The organism is Paenibacillus sp. FSL H7-0714 (genome assembly GCF_038003765.1).
Lineage (GTDB): Bacteria > Bacillota > Bacilli > Paenibacillales > Paenibacillaceae > Paenibacillus_AQ.
The window spans coordinates 3,713,171-3,739,717 of sequence record NZ_JBBOPT010000001.1; the positions used below are offsets into that span (position 1 = coordinate 3,713,171).

Here is a 26,547-nt window from a genome sequence, read left to right on the forward strand (position 1 = left end):
GGATGCATTATATAAAAAACATGTCTCATTAAATTAAGCCCAATTTTTTCTAGGGCTTTTTTTGTTTGGGACCTCAGGATTGTATTTGGTCTATACTCAAACTTTCGAGTCAGAGTTATTGTACAGCTTTAAATCAAGACAATCATGCCTATTGTATTGGAATTATCCAAGGCTGTACTTACTTAAAATCTTATAAGAAATTCTTGAAATCACAGAAATTTATTGGGGTAGTGGGATGCTATTATACAAATATAAATAAAGACGAGGTGATGATATGCAAGCAAAATTGGCAGCGGACGCCATTCCCCTCACCAAAAAGCGAAATTCATGGATAAGAACGATAAAAAAGTATAAAGTGATGTACGCTCTCTTGTTCCCGGCATTACTTTACTTTGCCGTTTTCAAATACGTTCCTATGGCGGGAATCATTATTGCTTTTAAAAACTATAACCTAGCATTGGGACTATGGGATAGTCCATGGGTGGGATTTAGAAATTTTACAGATTTTATGAACGGCGTTTATTTCTGGGACATCATGAGAAATACGATAATCATATCGCTGTATAAGCTATTGTTCGGTTTCTCAGCTCCTATCATACTTGCTTTGCTGCTCAATGAAGTTTATACCCAATGGTTTAAGAAAATCGTACAAACGATCACTTATTTACCCCACTTTCTATCATGGGTCATTGTTTATGGAATGATGGTGGCATTATTAGCCCCAGGGGATGGTCTTTTTAACATGATTTTGAAGGAAGCTGGAGTTGAACCAATCTCATTCCTAACGGAACCTGCCTGGGGCAGACTGCTGATCATCTTATCTGAAATATGGAAGGATATTGGATGGGGAGCGATATTGTACCTTGCAGCATTAGCAGGAATCGATCCAAGCTTATATGAAGCAGCTAGAATTGATGGCGCTTCAAAATGGAGACAGCTATGGCATGTAACACTTCCCGGCATTCGAGGTGTGATGATTCTGATGCTGATCCTTAAATTAAGCCATATTCTGGATGCTGGTTTTGACCAAATATTCATGTTTGCCAACAGCTTTAATCAGGAGAAGATCGACATTATCGACACATGGGTATACCGTGAAGGGCTCGAGCGACTTAAGATTGGCTTGGCTACTGCTGTGGGATTGTTTAAAGCGGTCATCGGATTTGTTTTAGTGTTGGCAGCGAATAAGCTCGCCAAAAAATTCGATGGGCAAATTTGGTGAGGTGGTTATCAATATGATCAATTTGACAATCGGAGAAAAAGTCTGGCAAGCAGTCGTTTATTTTATTCTTATTTTGCTAGCTCTACTTTGCTTACTACCCTTTCTATATGTGGTTGCTGTTTCAGTGACGCCAGAATCGGAAGTGTTAAGAAGAGGAATTGTTATTATACCTGAAACCTTTACCTTTCTAGCCTATAAAGAAGTATTCATTTCTCATGGTATCGGGCAGGCGTATAAAATTACATTGTTTCGAACGATAGTAGGCACTGCTCTCAATGTGTTCTTTACGGTAATAGCGGCATATCCGTTATCCAAAAAATATTTGCCGGGTCGAAGCCCATTTTTACTATTCATTGTCTTTACCATGATGTTTGGGGGAGGATTAATTCCGACTTATTTACTAGTCCGCTCTCTGGGATTGCTAAACAGTCCATGGGTATTGATTATTCCAAATCTCATTAGTGCATTTAATCTGGTGATCATTAAAGGCTTTTTCGAGCAATTGCCTGCTGAAATCGAGGAATCAGCGAGGGTAGACGGTGCAAGTGAGCTTCAGTCGTTATGGCGGATCATTTTACCCTTGTCCTTGCCCGTCCTTTCCACAATTTCCTTATTTTACGCAGTCGGGCATTGGAATAGTTATTTCGATGCTATTGTTTATATCAATGATTCCAACTTAATACCGCTTCAAGTGATCTTGCGCAACATCCTGCTTAACGTCGCAACCCAAAGTGCTGATTCGCTTGCCAATACCGGAGCTGTTAGTACGTTCGCTATACAAATGGCAGCAGTTGTCGTGACTACAGTTCCGATTTTGATCGTTTACCCATTTATGCAAAAGCATTTTACCAAAGGTGTACTCTTGGGATCTGTTAAAGGTTAAAAAGAAATTCCAACCTGAGTTGTTACGGGGAAACCGTGATAATATAGAAGCAAAGGAGAGGTCATTATGCAACGTAAAGCGATTACATTTGCTATTCTGACAGCAATGGTCGGTGTGGGAACGGTATTGTCAGGATGTGGGGACAAAAAAGAGGTTACATCGTCAGCTACGGGTAATTCACAAGGTCAGTCTAGTCCCTTTGAAAAAAAATTGAAAATTTCGATGTTTAACCAAGGCACTTTCAATGCTGCTGCTCCGATTCCTCCCCGTGAAGAAGATATCCAACGCCAAATGTTGGAGAAAGCAGTAAATATCGACTTGGAAATGATGATTCCTCAATCAGGTCAAGCAACGACTAAATTAAATACGCTCATTGCTGGAGGAGATATTCCAGATTTGATTTTCTTGAAAAGCCGGGCTGATCTCGCGCAATATTATGACCAAGGCGTTCTTGCGGATTTGACACCGTATCTGGATCAATTTCCTGAATTACAGAAACGTTTTAGCAACGACTCCTGGGAGGCGATGTCCTATCAAGGAAAAACCATTGGGGTTCCAGGTTATGATAATGTAAATGGTATCAGTCGAAGCTTCTTCATTCGCAATGATTGGCTGAAAAAGCTGAATATGGAAGTGCCAACGACACCTGACGAGTTATTCGAAGTTATGAAAGCCTTTACAGAGAAAGACCCGGACGGTAATGGCAAAAACGATACTTACGGATTCATAGGCGGCATGAATAAAGAAGGCAATCTGCAAACCTACGGCTTCGATAGTTTGATGTGGATGTTTGGCGTCAATCCTCCATCAGCCATTGATGTGAAAGACAATGAACCGGTGTTCTTGTATACCGACCCAAAAATGAAAGAGGCGCTCGCTTATATCAATAAAATGATGGAAGCCAAAGTTGTAGATCCAGACTGGGTGACAATGAATACTCCCGATTTGTTGGACCAAAAGTTATTTAAGGGTAAAGTTGGCTTCATGATAAGAGATGCACGCAGGCTGGAACCGGATTATCAGCAGAAAATGAAAGAAATCAGTGGAGAGGTGCCAGAATGGATCGTTATTCCTCCAATGATAGGTCCTTATGGTGATCAAATTGTAGAGAGAAAATCGTTCCAAGGCAATTCATGGGCCATATCCAAGAAAGCGGATAAGGACAAAATCATTCGGATCTTGTCCATGCTGAATTATCTCTTTACGGACAAAGAAGCATATCCGAATTTTGCATACGGAATTAAAGGAATTCATTGGGATTTAGTGGACGGCAAGATCAAGAATAAAACCTCCGAATTATCAAAGGAAATGAAAGAAAAGTACCTATGGGTTGACCATTATAGAATGCCGCGTCGTGGTGATGATGCTGAGTACTTCAGCTTCCAGAATCCTAAGACGGCAGAAGCTTTTGAGAACAATCAGAAATACGTGGCGCCTACTTTGCCCGGGAATTTATTGACTGAAGACCCGAACGATACATTGGCAGCTGACCGCCAACGTTTCATTAATGAAAGTTTGGTCAAATTTATGACCGGCAAAGATCCTCTTTCTAACTGGGAGAATTTCCTCAATACGTTGGATACCAAGTTTGACATGCAGAAATATAAGGACACAGTAATCAAGCAATTTAAAGAAGCGGGCTTAATCAAGTAAATCAAGTAGAAACGGCTTCGCCGTCCTTTTAAAGGACGGTACCGTTTCAGCGAGAAAGATAAGGAACATTTATGCGCGAAGCATATAAATTCTTATCTTTTCAATAAAGAGAGAGGCTATAAATAGCCCCTCTCTTTATTGAAATATAAGAAAGTATAAGTTTTACTTTATACTTTATCCTTCTATTTTTCGAAGAAACGCTTATCGTCCTTAAAAAGGACGCCGAAGGCGTTTCTTCTTATCATATGATATTATTTGTTTAATAGAGATTTAAAAGGAAGATGATAGATGCGTAGAAGAATCAGCTTGCCTTTAAAATTATTTTTTATCGTGTTTGCATTTGTATTAAGCTGCATAATCTTGATAAGTCAATTGTCTTATCACTATGTCCAAAAGGAAATAAGAAAAACTGACATTTATTACACCAACCAAATACTAGACAAGGTAGATCAGTATTTCACAGTTAATTTTTCCTCTTTCCAGACGATCCTGTTCTCGGTCGAAACATCGGTGAAAGCCAACATTGACAATACAGAAGTGATTAAAAAGCAATTAAGAGAGCTGTATGAACTCAACAGTAATTACGTCAGTAATATTTATTTGATCAAAAGCGATTTATCCATTCTAGGCGGGAGTACACCTACCCGAATATTCGATGAACCTTTAGCTGAAAGAGAACCTTTGTTTGATGCGGCTGACAAGAACAGAAGGACTACATTTGTCAGTGATCCTTACAAATCTAAATATTCCGGCTGGACAGTTACGATGGTTCGATATCTGAACAGTGCTCCGTTTCCTATGGCCATTGCTGTAGATTTGGATCTAAATGCCATTGAAGAAACCTTGTTCAAGATTAATAAAAAAGAACAAATGGATTTGGCTCTAATCACCGCATCGGGAAAAATCATTGCCGGATTCTCGGAAAATAAAGGACCCATGAATATTCAAGATCATACTTTTTCAATCGGTGAAACGACGGCGGAACAAATTCTGGATACTGCAGAAACAAACCTTCAACTACATACCAAGGATGGTATTCCAGTCTCCCTTCTGAAAAAACCGACGGAGAAATTCAACTGGACCATCATCTCGATCAACGATGAATCACGCTTGAAAGCTGCTTTGTCCAGATTGGAAACCTATTATATCGGGCTTTTAGCTGCAGGTCTTCTTTTAAGTCTGTTCATTTCCTTTTTTATTGCCAAATATATAAGGACCCCTCTCTATGCGCTCAAAACAAAAATGAAGCGGGTGGAGCAAGGCCTCCTCACAACTACAATATCGATTAACCGAAACGATGAGTTTGGAGATCTCTCCCGAGCATTCGATCGTATGCTTCAGCAAATTGTGGAACTGATACGGGGAGCAGAGCTACATAATGAACTTGAGCGGAAGCTGGAAATCCAAGTGCTTCAGTCTCAAATAAACCCTCATTTTCTGTATAACACGCTTGGTTCTATCAGCAATGTCATACGACTCGGACAAATAGAGAAAGTAGATGTGGTGATCGAGTCTCTCATTTCAATATTGGAATATGGGATAGCTGATGCTTCGGAGAAGGTATCACTGCGTCAGGAATTACAAAATGTATCGGACTATATCTCGATCCAGAACATCCGCTATAACAGGAACTTCCACTTGATTGAAAATATCGAAGCAGATTTAATAGATTTCCCAGTTTTTCGAATGCTGCTGCAGCCCCTTGTGGAGAATAGTATCTTCCATGGTTATAACGGAGGGGGGATCGAAGGCCCTATTACTATTCATGCGTACAGGGAGGGCGGCATCGTCATCATAGAAGTAGTTGATCTAGGCGAGGGAATTCCAACTGATAAAATAAAGCATATTTTGATTTCAGAACCGAGTGATGTGGAATTGAAAAGGAAAAGAATCGGGTTGAATAATATTCATGACCGAATAAAACTTCACTACGGAGAACAATTCGGGCTTCAAATCATAAGCATACCTAAGGAAATAACCCGTGTTCAAGCCTTATTCCCAGCAGGCTCGTTTAAAGGAGATGCATGATGGTGAGAGACTACACCTGCTTCATTGTTGACGATGAAGATCTAATCATTCAGAGATTGGAATTGTTTTTTAACGAGCTCTCCCAAAGGGATAAGCGATTTCATTTAGTGGGAAAAGCAAAAAATGGTCTGGAGGGGATAGAGGAGATAGAGAAGCTTAAGCCGGATATCGTGATATCTGATATCGTTATGCCGCGAATGGATGGAATTTCCATGATTGAGCAGCTAAAACCAAAGCTTCCCCATACCCAATACATTCTTTTGACCGCTTATTCATCCTTTGAATACGCCCAGAGAGCTATTCAAGCCAACGTCTTGGAGTACATTGTTAAGGTTCCGCTCAGGGAAAAGGATTTAGATCGTGCTTTAGATAAGGCAGCCGGGATTTTAAATGAGGTTAAGAAAAAAGAAGCGGAATTTCAATCGTTAAACGTATCCGTACTTGAAAATAAATATAGAGTCCGCAAGCAATTTTTTAATGAGCTTATCAGAGGCGAAATTCCTTCTCATCGGGCATCGGATTTTGCCAATCGCATGCAATTCCATTTCTTTCAAGCCAACTATTGCTGCTTCATTGTTGAAATGAATTTGTATGAAAGTTTCCGAAACGATTATTCAGCGTCTGATCAAAACATCTTGAAATATGCGATTACGAATATAATCGAAGAAACTGTGGTGAATGGTGGCAGAGGTGTAGCAGCGGATCTATCCGATAATCGTTTCATTGGCTTTCTTTCCTGGGAAAATAATCGCAGCGATATGGACACGGAATATGCTTGCCATTCATTGGGTAGTCAGATCGTCTCCCATTTACATCAATATTTGAATCAAAGGGTATCCGTCGCTTTTGGAGGTCCGCACCGAGGCTGGGAATCTATCAAACAAGCATACATGGAAGCTAATATCGTGAGTGAGGATTTCTATTATCATGAAGAGAAAGTAGTCAAAACACCCATGCATCGGTTCCATTACCGTAATGAAAAAAAGGAGGACTTTCAGCTGAAACTGGCTGATTTTCTCACATGGGTACAAAGGAAAGTTTCCAAGGAAGAGCTGGAAAAAGAACTCTCTGCTTTAAACCAATTTGTGACGGATTATAAAATTCATAAGTCCATCATGGCACCTATGCTTCAAGGCTTGTACAGAGACATTACTGCGAAATTTAAATCGGGGAACTCGTTGACCACGGATGCATCAGAGTTTCCCATAAAATTCATGACATTTCGGGAGCAGCTTGCCTATATTGGCGACTTCACCTTCGAATATGTACACGCTGGCCAACTTTTACATCGTATAGAAATCATGAGTGCTATGCGGTTTATAGAGAAAAACCTGAAACAGAGATTAACGCTGGAGGCGATTGCTGAGGAAGTGAATTTAGCTCCATCGTATTTTAGCAGCTTATTCAAAAAAACAATGAACGAGGGCGTTATCAGCTACATCAACCGCAAAAAAATTCACTTAGCTCTCGAGCTGTTAAATGTTCAGGATTATTCTTTATTGGAATTGTGCGAGGAAGTAGGAATTGTGAATGAAGGTTATTTTTGCAAATTATTTAAAGAATATACGGGTGATACGCCTAAGCAATATCGGATAAAAATGACACGGTATGAATCCAAATAAGGTTGCAAAAAATGTATAAATTTCTCGCGAAATCATGTAAAAAAAAGGGCATCAAAAGGCTTACCATGATAGAAGGATCTAATCATGGAGGTTATCAAAATGGAGCTTATTAAAGCAGATGTAACCGTCGTAGGCGGAGGTATTGCTGGGATATGCGCTGCCATTGCTGCCGCACGCCAAGGGCTGAAGGTTTCACTTATTAATGATCGGCCGGTTCTTGGAGGAAATGCGAGCAGCGAGGTCCGGGTTCATATCAACGGGTCAGCATATCTCGGAAACAGTCCATCCTATTATGCACGCGAGGGCGGATTGGTGGAAGAACTCAAGTTGAAGATTTTTCACTATAATCCGTTATACAACAAGAAGCTTATGCTTTCGCTTTCGGATACGGTCTTGTTGGATATGGTTTATGCTGAGCCTAACATTTCTCTATTTCTGAATACATGCGTGCATGAAACGGGCATGGAGAACGGCAGAATTAAATGGGTGGAGGGCCTTCAATTGGCTTCCGAAAGAAAATTTCGTTTCGAAAGCCGAACCTACATTGATTGCTCCGGAGATGGAGTTGTCGGATTTCAAGCAGGTGCTCTCTTCCGCTGGGGGAGAGAAGCGAAGCATGAATACATGGAAGAATTGGCTCCTGAAGTGGCGGACCATTACACCATGGGCGATACGATCCTGTTTCAAGCCCGTGACGTAGAATATTCCGTTCCATTCAAAAGGCCTGGCTTTGCGTATGATATTACGAAGTTGGCTTTTTTCGATAGTATCAGAAAAGGCTTAAACCATCGGGCTTTACCAAGAAAAATCAATGGGCTTGGCGGATTGTGGTGGCTGGAATACGGTGGACATATGGATATTATCAAGAATAATGAAGACATCGCATTGGAACTGCGGAAATTGGTGTACGGGATTTGGGATTATATCAAAAATAGCGGCGAATTTGATGATGTAGACAATCTCATCTTGGATTATGTATGCCCGATTCCTGGAAAGCGGGAGTCGAGGCGGTTCATAGGGGACCACATGTTGTCTCAGAACGATCTTACAGCAAAGCCGCATTTCGAAGATGCTGTATCCGTCGGTGGATGGTATATGGATTTACATGCGAATAAGGGCATCTACGATGAGGGGCCAGCTACAGCATGGAATTTCGTGCCTGGATTGTACAATATCCCTTTCCGCAGTTTATATTCACGAAATATTCCTAATCTCATGTTCGCTGGTCGCAATATAAGTGCTACCCATGTGGCTTTCGGATCTACTAGGGTAATGGCAACCTGCGGTTGTATGGGGCAGGCGGTTGGAACGGCAGCTTCGTTATGCTTGAAATATGAGATAGACCCTGCGGCCATAGTCGAATCTCATATGGAGGAGCTGCAGGCGCTGCTGCTTCGAGATGGCCAAACGATTGTAGGGCTTCAAGAGGAATTGAATCTTTACTTCGCTGACGGATTAACTATTCGTGCCTCGTCTCAGCGCAGCTATGATAATCTTCATCCAACTGAAGAGATTCCCTTGGAGAAAGGGTTATGTTTGGTCTTGCCGATTCAGACATCCGTGGCTGAAAGTGTACGGATCAAAATTAAAAATAGGTCCGAGCATTCGGAAACTTTGCATGTAAAGCTGTTTGCCGGGGAACGGAAGGAAAACTACATTCCCACCAGCGAGTTGAAAGATTACCGCTTGGATATTGCAGCCGGTCATGACGACTGGATTACGCTAAATTTGGGCTGCAAGAAACCGGCTGACGACAAAATCTACATCGTATTGGAAGGTACGGCGAGCCTTGCCGTCTACGGCAATGAAGAAAAAATAACAGGAGCGGTCAGCTTCCATTATAGGCCGGAAGAGCCGTCCAGGCTGAAGAAATTCAATAAGAGCATTTGCTTCAAGGATCTGTTACCGTCCCAGAGTATGTATAATCCCGAGAATGTCGTCAACGGCTTCTCCAGACCTTATGGTCTACCGAACGGCTGGATTTCTGAACGTACGGAAGAACAGGAATGGTTGGAATTCTGTTTTGCAAGCCCCAAAAATGTAGACGAAATCCATCTTGTTTTCAATTCACAGTTGGATTTGGAGCATTTCAACGACCCGATCGAGTCCCTTATCCAAGATTATGATATGACCTTGACCTTAGAAGACGGAACCGAGAGGACAATCATAACTCGTGGGAATTATCTCACGTTGAATAAACATAAGGTGGATGCGAAACATGTAACCCGAATCCGGATTAATTTCTGCGCAACGTATGGTTCGCCTTATTTTGAAGTGTTTGCAGTAAAATTGTTTGCTCCTAAAATTGATAAATGAGGTCAGGTGAAGTAACGATGAAGGAATTATTCCCGCGTAATGGGCTCCCCAATATAATTCAGAAATTGGAAAATGGGGATACCGTAACAATCGTCTATTTCGGCGGCAGTAATACCCGTTCTGAAGGCTACAGGGTTATGACAGCGGATTGGCTTCGTGAGAAATACCCTAAGGCTGATATCCGCTCTGTGAATGCAGGCATTAATGGAACAGGATCGGATTTGGGCTGTGCACGTTTGGAGACAGATGTACTGCGTCATCGGCCTGATCTAGTATTTGTTGAATTTGTCGGTAACGATGGCGGAGATCCCGAATCCAAGGCGCGGATCGAAGGGATTGTCCGTCAGATCCGCAAGCGGAGCCGGTTTACCGATATCCTGTTCGTTTATACGCTGAAGGAGCGGGATGTGGCCTTATTTCAGTCTGGGGAATACCAGAAGGGGGCTCTAATGCAAGAGGAAGTGGCCGACTATTATGGTATTCCTTCGATTCATCTGGGCGTAGCGGTCAGTCACTTGGTGTCGGAGGGAAAACTCGTTTTTACCTCAAGGGAAGACGTGTCCATTTCTGGAGCAGTTGTTTTTACGCATGATTCGATCCATCCGACTATTCCCGAAGGACACCAGATTTACACGGATACGATCACCCGGTCATTTGAGGTAATTATCGAACTCAGAGGTCATCAGGGAAGGTTAGTACATCACTTACCTCAGAATCCGTTGGTTCCGGCTAATCCTTGGGAGTATGCGACCATGCTGTCACTGGATAGTCTTACTACTTTTTCCGCAGGATGGTCTTACATGACGCCCGATGATTTTGCTTTAGTGCGCGAGTACAATTGGTTGTTCCCCGGCCTATGGCGAGCAGTCGATCCTGGAGAGGCTATCACGGTGCAGTTCGAGGGCACCCATATCGGGTTATTCGATATCGGGGGGCCTGATTCTGGCAGATTGAAGGTGTCGGTGGATGGTGGGGAACCCTTTATTATCGATCGATTCACACTACACAACGATCATAATCGAAATCAGTATGTATTCTTGCCGGAGCTCCCGAATGGAAAACATACGGTTCGCTTTGAAATCGATACCGAGAAGACAGACAAAGCGGCCGTGTTTGAGGCATGCGGCAATGAACGAAGTAGAGAGCACGTTAGGCAGCATCCAGATTGGTATGATCAAACGGTGATTCAGCTTGGGAAGTTGTTATTAGTGCAGCCGCCATTATAATTAATCATTAGGCTTTGTACAATTGGTAGACCTACATCATAACTGACTGCAGTTGAGCGGACAGTTATGATGTAGGTCTCTTTTTTAAAGGACGACAAAGTCGTTTCTTCTTGCTTAAAATCTTATAAGAAATTCTTAAAATTAAAGAAATTTCACAGTTCTGTAACATGCTATGATAAAACCGACAGAGCGGGCTTAGTCAGAAGGATAAGGCTAATTGCTTTTATACGATCTTCGAACAAAGGAGGGCAACATTATTTTGAAAGCGTTATCAACACAAGGGAGGCTGTGAGTTATATGATAAAAAGGAAGCTGTTTTTCTTAATCGTTTTCATCGTGACGATATTAGTTCCTTTCAGCCTAGTCGGAATAAGGACCGCATACGCGGAGCCCTTACCGTATAAGACGATTATCATCGATGACGGGAGCATCACGATCAATGATGTTGTGACACCTGATGTGGGTAACGAGAACAACGGATATTCAGCTCCGAATTGGACCACAAGTACAGGGGTGAAGGGATATGATAACTCCAGTTCTAAATATACGAGTACAGCAGGCAGAGCGATATCCTGGAATCCACGATTGGAAGCGGGAACGGCGAAAATTTCGTTATACAAACTTAATTGGGAAGATAAAGCAGATAGCAATGTAAAAATTGAAATCGTCCACAATGGAACGACCGATGTTCTCTATATGGATTTGCGGCCTTCATTTGGTGCTCCTGCGGGATGGGTTGATTTGGGAGAGTACTATTTTTCCGGAGTTGGTAAAGAATTCGTTAGATTAACTCGGTCTACCAGCACAACCAGCACGATAATTACGCGAGCTGATGCAGTCAAGTTCGAAGGGAATATTCAGCAAAAAGAGCCGCATAAGACGATCATCATTGATGATGGAAGCATCACGATTGATGATGTCGTCACCACTGATGTAGATAACGCAAATAACGGGTTCTCCGCTCCTTATTGGACTACAAGTACGGGAGTGAAGGGATATAATAATTCCAGTTCCAAATTTACCGATGCAGTAGGAAGAAGCATCACATGGAATCCGCGATTGGAAGCAGGGACGGCGAAAATTTCATTCAACAAGCTTGATTGGGCGGATAAAGCAGACAGTAATGTTAAAATTGAAATTGTTCACAATGGGATTACGGATGTCATGTTTATGGATCTGAGGCCCTCGTCGGGCCCATCGGCCGGATGGGTTGATTTGGGGTCCTATTATTTCAGTGGTGATGATAGCGAATTTGTCAGACTGACTCGAACGCAACCTACGACCGGAAAGATCGTTACGCGGGCCGATGCGGTCAAGTTTGAAGGGAATATCCGGCAGCAAGCTCCGCCGTTGCCTCCGCTGCGCAGCCGTACATTGGCGAATCTCAGTTACACGGAAAAAGGCAGCATCGAGAATGCCAGCTACAAAGTAACCTTCTATGAAGCAGCTTGGGATGGTGGCAAATCCATCGTTCGTGATATGTTCTACAAGGACACGGATACGGGGAACTGGGTGCCTGTCAATAATGTGGCGGAAAGACTTGAAGAGCAATGGGTCTTAATGGATGGAAATGCGGGGAGTCTAACCAATTACTACGATACGATGAACAAACGCTGGATTACATTCGACGAGATTGATTTCCCTGACAGCCACACGGCGATATTAACCGATTCTTCACATGGAAGCGATTACGATTTACAAGTGAACTGGTCCATGTCAGGGGACAAACCTGATGTTTCCTTCGCTTTTACACCCCGCCGGGATGGCAATTACGTGATCGGCTATCAGTCTTTCACAACAGAGCAGATCTCTGGCGTCAATGAAGTATTAAATGGTTTCAGGTCACACGCCAAAATGGTAGGTTCGGTGGAATCAACAAGCTTAAGGGAGCTAAGCGCTCCAATGAGTCTGGTTGAAAAGAATGACGGTTCGGGCAATCCATTGACGTATGGGGTATTTGTACCTTCGGATGAGCTTCCGGTTGAATTTGAACCGACGGGAGGTGTTACGAAACAAAGGCTTGGCATGAGTCTTGTCAACAACGAAGGCAGCGTGCAGCCAATCTTGTATGCTCCTCAATTAGGGACTTATTCGCAAATGGCCGCAGAAAGCACTTATCAATTTCATATGGGACTAATCGCTCAAAAAATCAATTTGTATGAGTCCTACGCGGATATTCTTCGCAATGAGTATGGTTATTCCGCATACCGGGAAAATGTATCAGATCAGTCGCTTACTGACGCGATGTTCAATATGATCGATTTACTTAAGATAGAGCCGCAAGGGGATGACTCTGTTGATTATGTCCCGTCACCCAGCGGATGGTGGAGCCGTGCCAAGGGCTTTATTGACATCGAAAACGAGGATAGTATTCGAACAAGCTCGAATGCGGTTCTTTTGGGGGCTTACTATTTGACTGGGGATGACCAGCTTTACGATACGAGAGCATTGCCGTCCGTCCAGTACGGCTTATCGCGAAATGGTATAGGTTGGTCGCCGACGCAGAAGCCAGTATACGGTGTGCCGTCGTTATGGAAAATGGCAACCTTGCCATTTGATTTTTCTAGCGTAGCCGCTGTCAATCAGATGATGGGGACTACGGCAGGAATTGGAGCGCTGGCACAGGAAGAGTACCTCGTGCGTGATCCTGACCAGAAAGACCGGGGTCCTGTCATTCAGCCCCTGATGATGTATCGTATGACGGGAGATACGCAGTATTTACAGGCTGCCAAGGATGCAGCCGACAGCTATATCATGCAGCATATTGATACGCCTGCATCCGTAAATGTGAGTAAAAATGAGTTCATTTATTATTATAGCAAGCTGTGGATGGAGATCTTGGAGCTTTACGAGGAAACTCAGGATCCCAAATACTTGAATGCTGCTTATAAGGAAGCCAAACGATATGCAACTATGTTCGTTGCTCGTCCGGTTCCTGAAGGTGCCGTTACGATTCCGCAGCCTGAGACGTATAATTACGCGGAGTCGTTCCATTGGCCGGAAAGTGGTAAATATCAATATCCTCGGATCAAGCTCCCAGAAGATGTAGCCGGAGGCGTACAAGCGGATAGTTGGCTTGTCTCTCCCAATGGATTGACGTTTGAAGCGGGAAGTACAACTGGTTATTATCGGATGAATGCTCAGGAAGCTCCATTCATGCTGAGATTGTCGCTCTATACAGGTGATAAACTACTGCAGGATATTGCTCATAATGCGGTTATTGGTCGATATTCGAGCTATCCAGGTTATTACTATAAGGGCTTCGCCGTTAGTCAACTTGAACCGGAGTTTCCTCTGGAAGGCCCAAGCGGGGCTACATCCATCTATTATCACCATATACCGGGACAGCTCGGGCAAACGATGGATTATTTGATCAGCGAGCAATCGTTGAAATCGAATGGAAGTATTACATTTCCTTCTGTATTTGAAACTAATTTTTTATGGTTCAAATATCACCTCTATGGAAATAAACCAGGGAATTTTTACGGTAATTCCGACGTTTGGCTCTGGATGCCTAAGGGGATAATTCAGACCAACCATCCTCAATTGAACTGGATAACGGGAGAGAGCGGGAATAAATTCTACATCGGGTTAAGCAACGAATCGGCAGCTGAAGTCCAGACTCCGATCGAATTGAATGCGCAAATCATTGGGTTCAACCCGGCACAAGATTATACCGTAACCATCATCCGCGACAATGGCACACCAGAGCAAGCGGTTATGAGTGGCGGAATCATTCAAGCCACGGTTTCAAGCAAGGGAATAACCGCTATCATTGTGGAAGGACTCAACATTGAAGTGCCGCTGCACCAGGTCAGAACTACTGATACATCGGATGCAAGCTATTTCTTCGATATCCACAGTCCAATAGATGCGGTTAAAGGCATGCTGATCGTCAAGCCCGACGAAACGGCCTACGATGCTTATGTGCAGGCAAAAACGACGAAACCAGCGACGATCCATTATTCCTTGGATGGCGGGGCTACGTATACAACCATTCCAGATAAGATCTATCCGATGGAATGGTCGATACGGGTAAACGATTTATCCCAAACCTTCACTTATTATGTGGAATCGGACGGGAAACAGACCCGCAAGCGGACACTCTATCTGCCTGATCAGGTAACCGAAACTCCAGTTCAACCGGATTGGCAGGAGGGTTCAACTATCATTGTGGATAATACGGAGGCAGAGACAGCAGGCGTCTGGATACGGGATACAACGGCTAACGACTATTACTATGATAACTATGTGTATGCCAAATCGACTGCCGGCACAGCGACAAGCAGAATTAAATGGAGACCTGAGCTGCCGGAAAGTGTTACTTACAGTGTCTACTATAAGCTTCCGCAAATAACCGCTGCCAGTGAAAATTGGGCAACGAATGCCTCATTTACCGTTTATTATAGCGGAGGCTCCGAGACGGTTACAGTAGATGAGACAGCGGCCAATGGGACTTGGGTGTACCTGGGTGCTTATCCTTTTGCAGCAGGCGATAGTGGGTACGTGGAATTAACCAATAAGGCCAATAAGTCACGGGTAGTTGCCGATGCGATGATGTGGGTGGACCCGAACAAGATGCCGCAATTGGAGTCTGCGGTGATCCTGTCGGATCGGAACGAACTGCAGATGACTCAAACCGCACAACTAAGCGTAACCGGCTATTTGGATAACGGTCTGATTGGTGATCTATCACAGGCAAATGTGCAGTATTTCGTTGATCGAACCGATCTGGCTAAAGTGGACAGTAGCGGTTTGTTGACCCTTCTAAGTCTCGACGGAGAAACGGATCACATTGAGGTATGGGCCACTGTAACGATTGACGGGGTGACCTTAACAACACCGCCTTTGACAATTGCGATCAGGGACCTAACGGTTATTGTCGACAGCACGAATACGACTGGGTTGTACACGACAGAAGGGTCTTGGAGCCAAAGCAATTTAGCCGGATACAAAATTGGGGTTAAGTCCCGTTACTCTACCGTTCAAGGATCTTCAGCGACGTGGAAAGGCCAGTTTCCAGAGGGGAAATATACGCTCTCCATCTACAAGCTCGTCCATACGACGGCAAACGATAATTATGTCAAAGTGGAAGTGAAGCATCAGTCGGTTACCGAGGTCACGTATATCGATGCAACCGTTGGCTCGTCGGGTTGGGTTAATCTAGGAACGTTCGACTTTACTGGAGACGGCAGCGAGTATGTTCGTTTAACAAGGGTTACTCCGACAACGGTAGATCCGCCAACTCTACCTGCCGATATGATTTATACCAGGGCTGATGCAGTCAAGTTCGAACGGCATTCCAGTAGTCTGCCGTTGCTTGCAAATGGGGTGCCAGATAAACCGACACTATCGAATAATAGCGGTGTTGCGACAGGCTTACGTGATGGTAATTATGAGGTTACGATGAATATGTGGTGGGGAAACAATGGCACATTGTATAAGTTGTACGAGAATGACCAATTGATCCAAACGAAGTCACTCGCCGATGTTTCGCCAGCTGCCCAGACTTCCATTATTCCTATTCAAGGAAAGCCGAATGGAACCTATGTGTATACATGTGAGTTATCGAATTTGTATGGAACGACTTCATGTGATCCACACACCGTCACCGTGACTGATGCGAAGCCCGGCAAACCTGTTTTGTCTAGTGACAACTGGGATCAAGATGGGGACTATAACATTGCTGCTAATATGTGGTGGGGCACGAACGCAACACAGTATCGATTATATGAAAATGGCGAACTTATTGAAACGCAATCTTTATCTTCACAAACACCAAATGCTCAATCGGCCACTACACAAATTTCAGGGAAATCGCCTGGCATCTATCAATATCGCTGTGAGTTTATGAATGGAAGTGGAACAACGGAAAGTGATACTATACAGATTATTGTAAAATAAACCTATGAGCTGAGTGGATGAGAACGATCCATTCGGCTTTTTTATTTCTTGGAATTTAGTATTGAACTATGCAAAATGCTAATCTTTCAAGGCTCTCAACTGAGTGATATTTACACGAACAGGTAGTAGTGCTTCAGAAATCCTAGCTAAGGAATTGAAACAAGCAGGATTGCACCCGGATGAGGGAGAAGGCGTCGGATATTAGATGGAGAACGGACCAACTCCAGTGTTGTCTACTGAAGGCGGTCCGTTTTATTTATGGTCATGAGAAGTAGAGGTGAACATTATGGCGCTCGGGATCAAGTCCCAAGGGCAGGATAGTTGAAAGAGAAACAACCTAACAAGATCCGAGTGTCGAGCGGCAACAACATATACCGATTAATTTCCGCGTAAATCGCGGTTTTTTTATTCAATCGAAAAGAGCCAAGATTATGGTCCGATTGTCGTTCTTATTTTAACTGATGTTACCACTGCATTGTATTCATTATCGCCATATACCCTAAATTGCTTGTGCAAGAGAATTCATCCGTCGGATCTAAGCCTAGACGCGAGGCAGGCTACGATACTGTGAAGGGGGCATCCCCCGTTTGTTCCGGAATATACGACTTAAATAGAAGCCGTTCTCATATCCGCACAGCTGCGCAATTTTGTCGATACTAAACTCTGTTTCTAGCAGCAATTTGCTAGCCCTGTCCAGCCGTAGCCGAGTCATATATTCAGAGGGGGTCATTCCGTAAGCCGCACGAAAACGTCTCGTCAACTGCACCGGGGTAAGCTGTAGCGAGAGCGCTAAGCTCTTCATATCGACCGGACCGAAAATATTGGCGGTGATGAAGTGGGCCGCCTTCCGCATCTCCTCATCAGCAATCACCACTGTTAACCCTATTTCCTTCGGCACGTTCCTCTCCAGCTCGTACAAACGCCACATATCGCTTACGAGGTGTTGTTTTCGCTCTATTGCGGCCTTATCCTGTTCCAACGCAATTAGTCGCAAGTAGCGGTAGTCGGAGCAAAGGCGTTCGATGTCCGCGATCATCAGATTGCCAGTCAACGAGCGCTGCTCTTCAAGCGAAGGCTCCGTGTTCCATGTGAAATGAATAAAGTGAAAGGTCAAAGGCTCAAGTGTCTTCCTATGAAACCAGGTGTTTGGAGGACAGACCACCAAGCTGCCGAACCCTGCTTCGCCTTCTTGATCTTCAATGCGGTAAGTGAATCGGCCTTCTTCCACAGCCAATATTGTCCAATAGGAATAAATATCCCGGTCGAGAGCAAACGACTCTTTCTTGTCCCAATAAAAGTGAGTCACTAGCCGGATCGCAAAGTCACTTCGCATTTTATCGCCACCAATGTTATGAAATAAAGTATATGCCTTATCGTAACATGGTGTATGGAAATTGAAAAGTTGATAACATACGATGAAATCATGGATATTATAGTTCTTTAAAAGGAGATGTTCAATCATGAGGCAGGAAGTTATCATATCAGATATTACAGTCGTCGGCGGCGGCTTGGCGGGAGTAAGTGCAGCTGTTGCTGCAGCCCGTTTGGGAAGGTCCGTATCACTTATTCAGAATCGTCCTGTGCTAGGCGGAAATTCAAGCAGCGAGGTACGTGTATGGGTGTGCGGAGCTACCGCTCACGGAACGAATCGGTATGCGCGAGAAACCGGCATAATGGGTGAGCTTTTAATTGAAAACCAGTACTGCAATATCGACGGGAATCCATATATTTGGGATATGGTTCTCCTTGAAACGGTTCGCGCAGAGCCCAATATCCGCTTGTTTTTGAATACCGATGTTCATGAGGTGGAAGCTGACGGCGATACAGACAATAGGGTCATCCGTTCAGTTACCGGTTGGATGATGGGGTCAGAGCAGCGTATTCGTTTTGAAAGTGGCATGTTTCTAGACTGCTCGGGCGACGGACTGGTTGGATTTCTGGCCGGGGCCAAGCATCGTATCGGCCGAGAAGCGAGGGAAGAGTACAACGAGGATTGGGCACCGCCCGTTGCGGATGACATTACACTGGGAAGTACAATGTTCTTCTATACGAAGGATGCAGGCCATCAGGTCAAGTTTATACCGCCAAGTTTTGCGAAGGATATCACGAAGACGACCATTCCGATGACGCGCGTCATCCGCAGTGGCGATAATGGATGCGCTTATTGGTGGATCGAGTGGGGCGGTGAAATGGATACGGTTCTCGACAACGAACGTATCCGTGACGAGTTATGGGCGGTGATCTATGGCTTATGGGACTATATTAAAAATTCCGGCAACTTCAATGCCGACAACATGACGCTGGAGTGGGTGGGCTCGATTCCAGGCAAGCGGGAGTACCGTCGTTTCATTGGTGATTATATGCTCAACCAGAACGATATCGTTGCTCAGCGCGAGTTTGAAGACGGTGTGGCCTTCGGTGGTTGGTCTATCGATTTGCACCCGCCACAAGGGATGTATTCGACTGAAAGTGGCTCCAAGCATTTGCATGCAGACGGAGTCTATCATATTCCGTTCCGTTCCCTGTATTCTGTCAACGTGAACAATTTGATCATGGCCGGCCGCAACATCAGCGCATCGCACGTGGCTTTCGGAACGACCCGTGTCATGGCTACATGTGCCGTCATCGGCGAGGCTGCCGGCACTGGGGCTGCATTATGCGCTGAGAAAGGGGTCGTCCCACGTGAGCTATACCAGACTCATCTACGTGAACTTCAGCAAACACTGCTTCACCAAGGTGCGTCCATCATCGGTCTACGCAATGATGATGTGACCGATTTGGCACGGAGCGCAAAATTAAAAGCTTCCAGTACATTGACGCAACTAGTTGTGGAGAAGCCGATCGAAACCTATCCACTTGCTTCCGACACCGGCCTGATTTTGCCGGTCGACCCGGAGCTGAAAGGAATCGCTCTACTCGTCGATGCGGCAGAGAACACGACATTGGAACTGGAGCTATGGGACACCGGTCGCGGTGAAAACTATGTCCCGCATACGAAACAACTGGCGACATTGACTCCGGTAGCAAAAGGCACAGGACAATATGTGAGCATGAACCTCCATTGGAAGCCGGCCACCCCACAAAACGCATTCCTCGTGGTCAAAGCCAACGAACGGCTTGCCTTACATCTGTCTAATGAGCAACAATTTGGTGTACTTGCGTTTGCGAAAGGGCAGCGCCCCATTGTTTCCCCTAATCTCGGGGATCAACAGCCAAGTCAGCCGGTCGTGCAGTGGAATATGCGTCCATTTAACCGCAAACCGATCTGCTTCCGCCTCCTCTCGCCAACGCAAGCATACGCAGCGGAAAAGGTAATCGACGGATATCACCGACCGTTTGCTGGGCCGCATCTGTGGTCGTCAGACTCGCTTCGGAAAGACTCTCCGGAGTGGCTGGAGCTCAATTGGCCAGCACCAGTTAACATTAGCACGGTGCATATCACATTTAACGACGATGTGAACGAGGATCTGATCAATCTTCATCATCACCGTACACCGTTCGAAACAATTCCTGAACTGGTCAAGGATTACCTTTTGCAGGTTGATGTGGATGGCGAATGGATTACCGTTGCCGAAGGCAAAAACAACCGTAAACGAAGAGTTGTCCATTCATTAGATCAGCTGGTTTCCTCTGATCGTCTCCGCGTTGTGGTAGAAGCGACGAACGGTTGCCCGAGAGCCGAGATCTTCGAGATTCGCGTATACGAATAGCAGACAACAAAGACCTGTCTGCAGTTCTGCAACTCCCAAGAATCGTTATATGAATCAACAAGTTTTATATCTTATGGATTCGTTTTAAGATGATATAATCGAATGAATAAAGAAAGATTCATCACAAGATCAATGAATGAGCCTGACTTAAGTATCGGAACTGGCTCTGCAAGGCTAGTATTGTTAACCATACTCCATAAACCAATACCCACGATTGACTGTGGAAAAAAACCTCTTGAAACAGAGGTTTTTTTTGCCTATTCGAGAAATCTGGAAACTCTTCAGACGATAAGAACATTCAACTACATTTTTGGGAGTGGATCCTACACGATGTTCAACTGGCGCTATTTGCTTCCGAACAAATTGAAGTACAGGCTAATCATGGCTTATATCACCCTTCTAATGATTCCTTTGTGCATAGCTATTTTTTATCTGTTCCAGCATTTTGAATCGATTCGTCAGAAGGATATGATGGATCGGATGTCCGAGCACATGCAGCAGGTTCATGTGTCCTTGACAGATATGATGGCATTCGCCTATAAGGCGAATATTATGCTGAGCCAGGACGAGAGCCTGATCCAAATTATGCACGATCCGGACAATTACGATCCCCTTGAGCGAAAGAAAGTCATCGAGAGTAAGATGTTTGGCATCAACAACAGTTTCTTCTTCCATCAGACAGAACTGTATTTTAGATTCATCGACCTGAAGGGCAATGTATACACCTCCTATGCACCTGCCGGCCGGTTGACTAACGAGCTCAAAACCTTACAAGATTGGCAGGATAAGCTACATAGCGGGACACATTCATACCGATGGGTGGCTGATGATTGGAATGACGTAATAGGCAGTAAAGGAAGCAAGGTTTTAAGCCTGTACATAGTCCTGGATGACCCACTGCGTGGAAACTTCGGACTGGCTCGCATCAGCATCAATATTCAGGAATGGTTCCTGAGCACATTAAAGGATAGTCCGGCTAACCAGGATTTGACCATCTTTACGGGACAAGGAGAGACTATTCTCCAAAGTAAGAAAACAACCTTCAGTATGGATATGTTACATAGAATTACGTCGCTACAGGCAAAGGAAGGACACTATGAGGATAAACGTTCCTCATCCCTAGTCAATTACAGCTATCTTGAAGATCTGGATTGGTATGTAGTCAGTCAAATGCCGTTAAGCGAACTGCAGCAGGAAATCCGGCAATTAAGGTTTATCGCATTCCTCTTTTTGACGATTCTGGTCATCGTCTACGTGCTAGTAACCATCATCCTATCGGCTCGTATGACGAAGCCGTTGGTTGTCTTAGAGCGGAGCATGGAGGAGGCATTGGACAAAAAGCTGAATGTCAAAATCAGTATCGGAAAGGGGGCAACTGACGAGGTGCGTTCCCTGGGTGACAGCTTTAACCACATGATAGATGATGTCATCGCACTCATTAACAAGCTTAAGCTGGAGGAGCGGCAGAAGCAGGCGGTACGTTTTCAAATGCTGCTCTCCCAAATGAACCCGCATTTTCTGTTGAACACCTTGAATACGGTCAAATGGATCGCCAGAAAAGAAAAGCAGGAAGCGATCGCTGGCATCTGCACTTCTTTGGGGCTAATCCTGGAGGCCAGCCTGAACTCGGAAATAGAGCTGATTCCCCTTAAAGAAGAAATGAAGTTGCTGCGTTCCTACGAATCCATTCAGTCCTTTCGCTTCAGGGATCATTTCATCGTCCGCTATGAATTGGATGAGCCGGTTCAACATGCTCTCGTTCCCAAACTTAGTCTTCAGCCTCTGGTGGAGAATGCTATCGTCCATGGCTTTGACATGACGGACGGGTGTGGCACGATTTGGGTGAGGGTGAGAGCGGAGGGTAGAGAACTTATCCTGGAGGTGGAGGATAATGGTATCGGCATGGAAGCGGCCGCACTAAAACCGGGAAGACGTAGCGGTCATGGCATCGGACTGAGTAATCTGAGAGAAAGGCTACAATTGCTTTTTAAGCGGGAAGGTTCCATGGAGATTATTTCAGGCGCGGAAGGGACCCTTGTCCGGCTCCGGCTGCCTTTACTGATAGCAACACCTTATTCACAGGAAGGAGGCGATGGGCATGTGGGCGATTTTACTAGTGGAAGATGAGGCATTTGTCCGGGAGACCCTACGAGATACGGTGGAATGGGGACGGCACGGATTTTACGTTGTGGGTGAGGCTGGGAACGGTAAGGAAGCTCTTACGGCTATTCTGGAGCTTAAGCCTGACGTCGTGATCGCGGATATTGTTATGCCGGGGATGGACGGGATTGAACTGTTGAAGGAGACACGGAAAGCGGGAATCCGCAGCCGGTTTATTATGCTGACGGCTATGAGCGATTTTGAATATGCCCGGGATGCCCTTCAATACGGGGCCTTCAACTATCTCTTGAAGCTTTCCTTGAATGATGAAGTTTTGCTCGAGAATCTGGCGCGGATTAAGGGAGAACTGCTTGAGGAGCTTAGCGTAGCTAGTGAGGCACTTTATCCTTATTTTCACCGTATTTGGTCGGGTATCCGGGGAACGGTCGCAGCGGCCGATCAAGATCAGACCAGAACAATTGCGGTAACGGAGAAATTCCACGGCTTAGAACTTGAAATTTATACCATACTGAGTGGAGCTGTACCCGCTGCTGCGGAAAAGATGAATATTCAGACAGAGGATTATCTGTTGGTTCAACCCTTCCATGAAGGAGGACTGACAACTTTCTTTTGCTGGGGCTTTGGAAAGAAGGCAACGTGTGCGAACAGACACAAACATATCCTTTCGATTGGAATGGCTTCCGGCAGCAGTCTGAGCCAGCTGTCCCAGGATTGGCGCTCAGCACTGAATCAGTTGAACAGATATTGGTACGGCTCAATGGGAGGTCAGGTGAAGGAGCGGCATGAACTGCCGCCGATCGCAGAGCTGGAAGCAGAGCTGATCCGGCGTTTCGAAGTACGCGACGAACGCCAATGCACCGAAGTGACAGCTTTAATGTGGAAGAGCATGGAAGCCTCTTCGTTCTCCCATGTAGAAGTGAAAATACTGGCTGCCCATCTTGTTCATATGCTAGCCATGCTAGCAGGACGAAAATCGGAGTACCGGCAGGAACTTGACTCAGCCATCAGCCATGCGTCGCTCCTTGTTCATGTACAGCAAGTCATACATAAGCTAATCCAGCAAATGAAGGAAGAACATGTAAGTTTTACAGATCATCCTGAGGTGAATCGAGTGATTCAATATATGCTGGAGCATTTCAAAGAAAATATCAAGATTGCGGATTTAGCCAAGCTGGTATCCATTAACGTCGATTATCTAAGCACCGTTTTTGGTAAAAAAACCGGACTGACACCGATAGCCTATTTGCAAAACATCCGGATCGAGCAGGCGAAGCGTCTTCTGCTGCATTCCAAACTGAATATGGGGGAGATCGCTTTTCAGACAGGTTTTGCCGATGATGCATACTTCATTAAGGTGTTCAAGCGCATGGTTGGACAAACGCCTAGCTCCTTCAGGCGTGAGAATAATACCTAAGTTTTGTACTATTCATCTGTAAGTTTCAACCCTGATGAAGCAAGGGATTGATTGGTATAGTTGGGTGGAATCAAACAATCCAATCAAAGGGAGGTTGCAGGGAAGATGAGAAACAGAAAATGGATGATGACAGGGTTTGCTCTGTTTATGACCGTGCCTCTGGCACTCGCCGGCTGTGGTGGAAGCGGGGGCGGGAAGCAAGCAGAGGGAGCTATTTCTCCTGGGGCAACTAAGACCAGCAGTGAGCCGATCAAACTTACCCTGTGGGGAGCGGTACCATCCGAGAATGGCCCACAAGAGGTCGTAGACAACTGGAATAAGCAACATCCGGATGTTCAGGTGGAGTATGTGCGGTTCGTCAATGACGATGCTGGGAACCTGAAGCTGGATACAGCTCTCATCTCTAATCAGCCCGTGGACATGTACGTCAACTATGATTTCAGCCTTTACGAGAAGCGGATTAAAGCAGGCAACGCACTTGATTTGGGCAAATTCTCCGATTACAACGTGGACGATAAGATGGGGGAAGGCGCTGCGCTATGGAAAGTAGACGACAAGTATTATGGTCTGCCTACCCAAAAAGGCTTGTCTTTTGTCTGGTTGAACAAGGATATGCTCAATGCAAAAGGACTGCCGGTTCCGACGGATTGGGGGCTGGAAGAGTTCAGAGATTACGCTGCCAAGCTGAAGAGTGACAAGGTATGGGGATTGGCACAGAGCGATTATTACTTCACCGTGCCTATCAACGGGTCCTTACAGAAGCAAAGTTTGCAACTGACCAAAGACGATGGAACTTCCGCTTTTGATAACCCGCTAACGGTCAAGACGCTTCAGGTCTATTCGGACATGATGTTCACCGATAAGAGCCTGATGCCTCATACGGAGCAGATCACTTCGAAGCCTGCCTTGGACCAGATGTTCGTGAAAGGAGAAGCCGCAATGTTGTTCTCCACGAACCAGATCTTCCGCACGACGAATAATATAGCTGAATTTCCCCGGTCGTTCAAGGTGGCAGCGGCACCAGCTCCCAAAGTGAACAAGGATCAGACCGATTATATTAACGCCGGTGGCCTGGGAGATGTGATTTCCATCAATCCGAGCTCCAAGCATCAGGAAGCTGCCTGGAAATTTATACAGTGGTATGCGGATGAAGGGATGCTGCCGATGGCGGCGGGCGGAAGAGTACCTTCCTCCAAGGACTTCCCGGTCGATGAGGCTGTCGCGCTAATGTTCAAAGGTGTGGAAGACACGTATGATCTGGATTCAATCAAACGGGTGATGTTCGGTGATCTGCCGCTGGGTCTGAGCCGTTTGGACCGGAAGACAGGAAGCGAGCAACAAGCTATCTATGACAACGTGTTTTCTCGGAAGCTGACACCTGAAGATGGCGCGAAAGAATTAGCGCGGGTGCATAACAAGAATTTGCAGGCATCATCCAAATAGCACAACCTGGCCAAGGAGGGGCGGGTGATTCGTACCGTATCCCTCTATACACCGCTAGCTGCCTGATGATGCAAGTTACCTTATTTAGAGAGAAAGGCGGTGACCGATCGTGAGCTGGATGAAGCGACAGAGGCTGATTGGTTATGTGTTTATCGCTCCCAATCTTATCGGAATGACCGTGTTTATGCTCATTCCAGCCCTGTTCTCCTTTTATTTAATGTTTACGGATTGGGTATTCGCTAGTGGGGAAGCCCCGCATTTCGTTGGATTGGATAATTTCAGGATGCTGGTGAGAGACGATTTATTCCTAGTATCGGTCAAAAACACCTTGCTGCTACTGATCCCTGTACCGATTTCTATCATGCTTGGGTTTCTGATTGCTGTCATGCTTAATAATCGGACGTATTTTCAAAAGACACTTAGAGCGTTCTTTTTCGCTCCGTATTTTACCAGTGGCATAGCCATTGCTTTCGTCTGGATGGTACTATTTCAGCCTAGTAGTGGTCCGATAAATGCCTTCCTGCACTCCATTGGTATAACTGATCCTCCACAATGGTTTGCTTCCCCGGATACAGCAATGTATGCAGTGCTGATTATGATGACCGCAGGTGGCATTGGCTATAACATGATCATTTATTTAGCTGCCTTGCAGGAATTGTCCGCCGAGCAACTGGAAGCCGCGAAGATAGACGGAGCAACATTTGGGCAACTGCTGCATCTCATTATTTTTCCATTAGTGAGTCCAACGACGTTTTTCTTAATGATTACTGGTTTTATCGGCTCGATCAAGGGATTTGGCATGATTTATGCGATTACCCAAGGCGGGCCGGGCAATAGTACGACGGTTTTCTCGATTTTTGCATATAAAAAAGCCTTCAACTTCTATGAAATGGGGTACGCGTCGGCTGTCTCGTGGACTATGTTCCTGATCATCCTGTGCATCACGCTTATTCAATGGGTTGGTCAGAAAAAATGGGTCCATTACTAACAGAGGGGAGACGCACA

The 26,547-nt window shown here is 45.1% G+C and carries 14 protein-coding genes; 13 read left to right on the forward strand and 1 reads right to left on the reverse strand.

Annotation, left to right across the window (positions count from 1 at the left end; translation table 11 throughout):
- Window positions 1-274: 274 nt before the first annotated feature.
- The 8 genes from NST34_RS16395 to NST34_RS16430 all read left to right on the forward strand — a co-directional run bounded on the left by NST34_RS16395 (window position 275) and on the right by NST34_RS16430 (window position 16,854).
- Complete coding sequence (locus NST34_RS16395; RefSeq protein WP_042188436.1) at window positions 275-1,222, forward strand: ABC transporter permease; 948 nt, start codon at window positions 275-277, stop codon at window positions 1,220-1,222.
- Window positions 1,223-1,235: 13 nt separating this feature from the next.
- Complete coding sequence (locus NST34_RS16400) at window positions 1,236-2,105, forward strand: carbohydrate ABC transporter permease (RefSeq protein WP_341128296.1); 870 nt, start codon at window positions 1,236-1,238, stop codon at window positions 2,103-2,105.
- Between the two features lie 66 nt (window positions 2,106-2,171).
- Window positions 2,172-3,758 carry an extracellular solute-binding protein gene (locus NST34_RS16405; RefSeq protein WP_076283685.1) on the forward strand — a complete coding sequence of 529 codons (1,587 nt, stop codon included), beginning with the start codon at window positions 2,172-2,174 and terminating at the stop codon, window positions 3,756-3,758.
- Window positions 3,759-4,046: 288 nt separating this feature from the next.
- Window positions 4,047-5,786, forward strand: a complete 1,740-nt coding sequence (locus NST34_RS16410; RefSeq protein ID WP_341128297.1) for a sensor histidine kinase — start codon at window positions 4,047-4,049, stop codon at window positions 5,784-5,786.
- Window positions 5,786-7,408, forward strand: coding sequence for a response regulator transcription factor (locus NST34_RS16415; protein ID WP_076283683.1), 1,623 nt, complete (start codon window positions 5,786-5,788; stop codon window positions 7,406-7,408). Before NST34_RS16410 ends, NST34_RS16415 begins: the two co-directional genes overlap by 1 nt.
- A gap of 84 nt (window positions 7,409-7,492) precedes the next feature.
- Window positions 7,493-9,724: an FAD-dependent oxidoreductase gene (locus tag NST34_RS16420; RefSeq protein WP_076299843.1), complete on the forward strand. Its 2,232-nt coding sequence runs from the start codon at window positions 7,493-7,495 to the stop codon at window positions 9,722-9,724.
- A gap of 17 nt (window positions 9,725-9,741) precedes the next feature.
- Window positions 9,742-10,950: a GDSL-type esterase/lipase family protein gene (locus NST34_RS16425; RefSeq protein WP_341128298.1), complete on the forward strand. Its 1,209-nt coding sequence runs from the start codon at window positions 9,742-9,744 to the stop codon at window positions 10,948-10,950.
- Between the two features lie 297 nt (window positions 10,951-11,247).
- Entirely contained in the window at window positions 11,248-16,854 is a 5,607-nt protein-coding gene (locus NST34_RS16430; RefSeq protein ID WP_341128299.1) for a golvesin C-terminal-like domain-containing protein, read from the forward strand.
- Between the two features lie 541 nt (window positions 16,855-17,395).
- On the opposite strand, the gene NST34_RS16435 is transcribed toward NST34_RS16430, so the two are convergent.
- A complete protein-coding gene (locus tag NST34_RS16435; protein ID WP_076283679.1) occupies window positions 17,396-18,187 on the reverse strand; it encodes a helix-turn-helix domain-containing protein in 792 nt (263 codons plus the stop codon).
- A gap of 127 nt (window positions 18,188-18,314) precedes the next feature.
- On the opposite strand from NST34_RS16435, the gene NST34_RS16440 reads away from it, so the two are divergent.
- The 5 genes from NST34_RS16440 (at window position 18,315) to NST34_RS16460 (ending at window position 26,530) form a co-directional block, all read left to right on the forward strand.
- Window positions 18,315-20,564 (forward strand): FAD-dependent oxidoreductase, encoded by a 2,250-nt coding sequence (locus tag NST34_RS16440; protein WP_341128300.1) that lies wholly within the window; start codon window positions 18,315-18,317, stop codon window positions 20,562-20,564.
- Between the two features lie 102 nt (window positions 20,565-20,666).
- A complete protein-coding gene (locus NST34_RS16445; protein WP_340969712.1) occupies window positions 20,667-22,691 on the forward strand; it encodes a cache domain-containing sensor histidine kinase in 2,025 nt (674 codons plus the stop codon).
- Window positions 22,663-24,099: a response regulator gene (locus tag NST34_RS16450; protein WP_341128301.1), complete on the forward strand. Its 1,437-nt coding sequence runs from the start codon at window positions 22,663-22,665 to the stop codon at window positions 24,097-24,099. Before NST34_RS16445 ends, NST34_RS16450 begins: the two co-directional genes overlap by 29 nt.
- A 105-nt stretch (window positions 24,100-24,204) precedes the next feature.
- Window positions 24,205-25,542, forward strand: coding sequence for an ABC transporter substrate-binding protein (locus tag NST34_RS16455; protein ID WP_341128302.1), 1,338 nt, complete (start codon window positions 24,205-24,207; stop codon window positions 25,540-25,542).
- Window positions 25,543-25,660: 118 nt separating this feature from the next.
- Window positions 25,661-26,530 (forward strand): carbohydrate ABC transporter permease, encoded by an 870-nt coding sequence (locus NST34_RS16460; RefSeq protein ID WP_341126750.1) that lies wholly within the window; start codon window positions 25,661-25,663, stop codon window positions 26,528-26,530.
- Window positions 26,531-26,547: the final 17 nt, after the last annotated feature.

Bases quoted from the DNA above. Each gene is read 5' to 3' on its own strand.
- NST34_RS16430 (WP_341128299.1), top strand. From the start codon at position 11,248: ATGATAAAAAGGAAGCTGTTTTTCTTAATCGTTTTCATCGTGACGATA.
- NST34_RS16435 (WP_076283679.1), bottom strand. From the start codon at position 18,187: ATGCGAAGTGACTTTGCGATCCGGCTAGTGACTCACTTTTATTGGGAC.
- NST34_RS16460 (WP_341126750.1), top strand. From the start codon at position 25,661: ATGAAGCGACAGAGGCTGATTGGTTATGTGTTTATCGCTCCCAATCTT.
- NST34_RS16455 (WP_341128302.1), top strand. From the start codon at position 24,205: ATGAGAAACAGAAAATGGATGATGACAGGGTTTGCTCTGTTTATGACC.
- NST34_RS16400 (WP_341128296.1), top strand. From the start codon at position 1,236: ATGATCAATTTGACAATCGGAGAAAAAGTCTGGCAAGCAGTCGTTTAT.
- NST34_RS16420 (WP_076299843.1), top strand. From the start codon at position 7,493: ATGGAGGTTATCAAAATGGAGCTTATTAAAGCAGATGTAACCGTCGTA.
- NST34_RS16445 (WP_340969712.1), top strand. From the start codon at position 20,667: ATGAATAAAGAAAGATTCATCACAAGATCAATGAATGAGCCTGACTTA.
- NST34_RS16410 (WP_341128297.1), top strand. From the start codon at position 4,047: ATGCGTAGAAGAATCAGCTTGCCTTTAAAATTATTTTTTATCGTGTTT.
- NST34_RS16450 (WP_341128301.1), top strand. From the start codon at position 22,663: ATGTGGGCGATTTTACTAGTGGAAGATGAGGCATTTGTCCGGGAGACC.
- NST34_RS16415 (WP_076283683.1), top strand. From the start codon at position 5,786: ATGGTGAGAGACTACACCTGCTTCATTGTTGACGATGAAGATCTAATC.
- NST34_RS16440 (WP_341128300.1), top strand. From the start codon at position 18,315: ATGAGGCAGGAAGTTATCATATCAGATATTACAGTCGTCGGCGGCGGC.
- NST34_RS16395 (WP_042188436.1), top strand. From the start codon at position 275: ATGCAAGCAAAATTGGCAGCGGACGCCATTCCCCTCACCAAAAAGCGA.
- NST34_RS16405 (WP_076283685.1), top strand. From the start codon at position 2,172: ATGCAACGTAAAGCGATTACATTTGCTATTCTGACAGCAATGGTCGGT.
- NST34_RS16425 (WP_341128298.1), top strand. From the start codon at position 9,742: ATGAAGGAATTATTCCCGCGTAATGGGCTCCCCAATATAATTCAGAAA.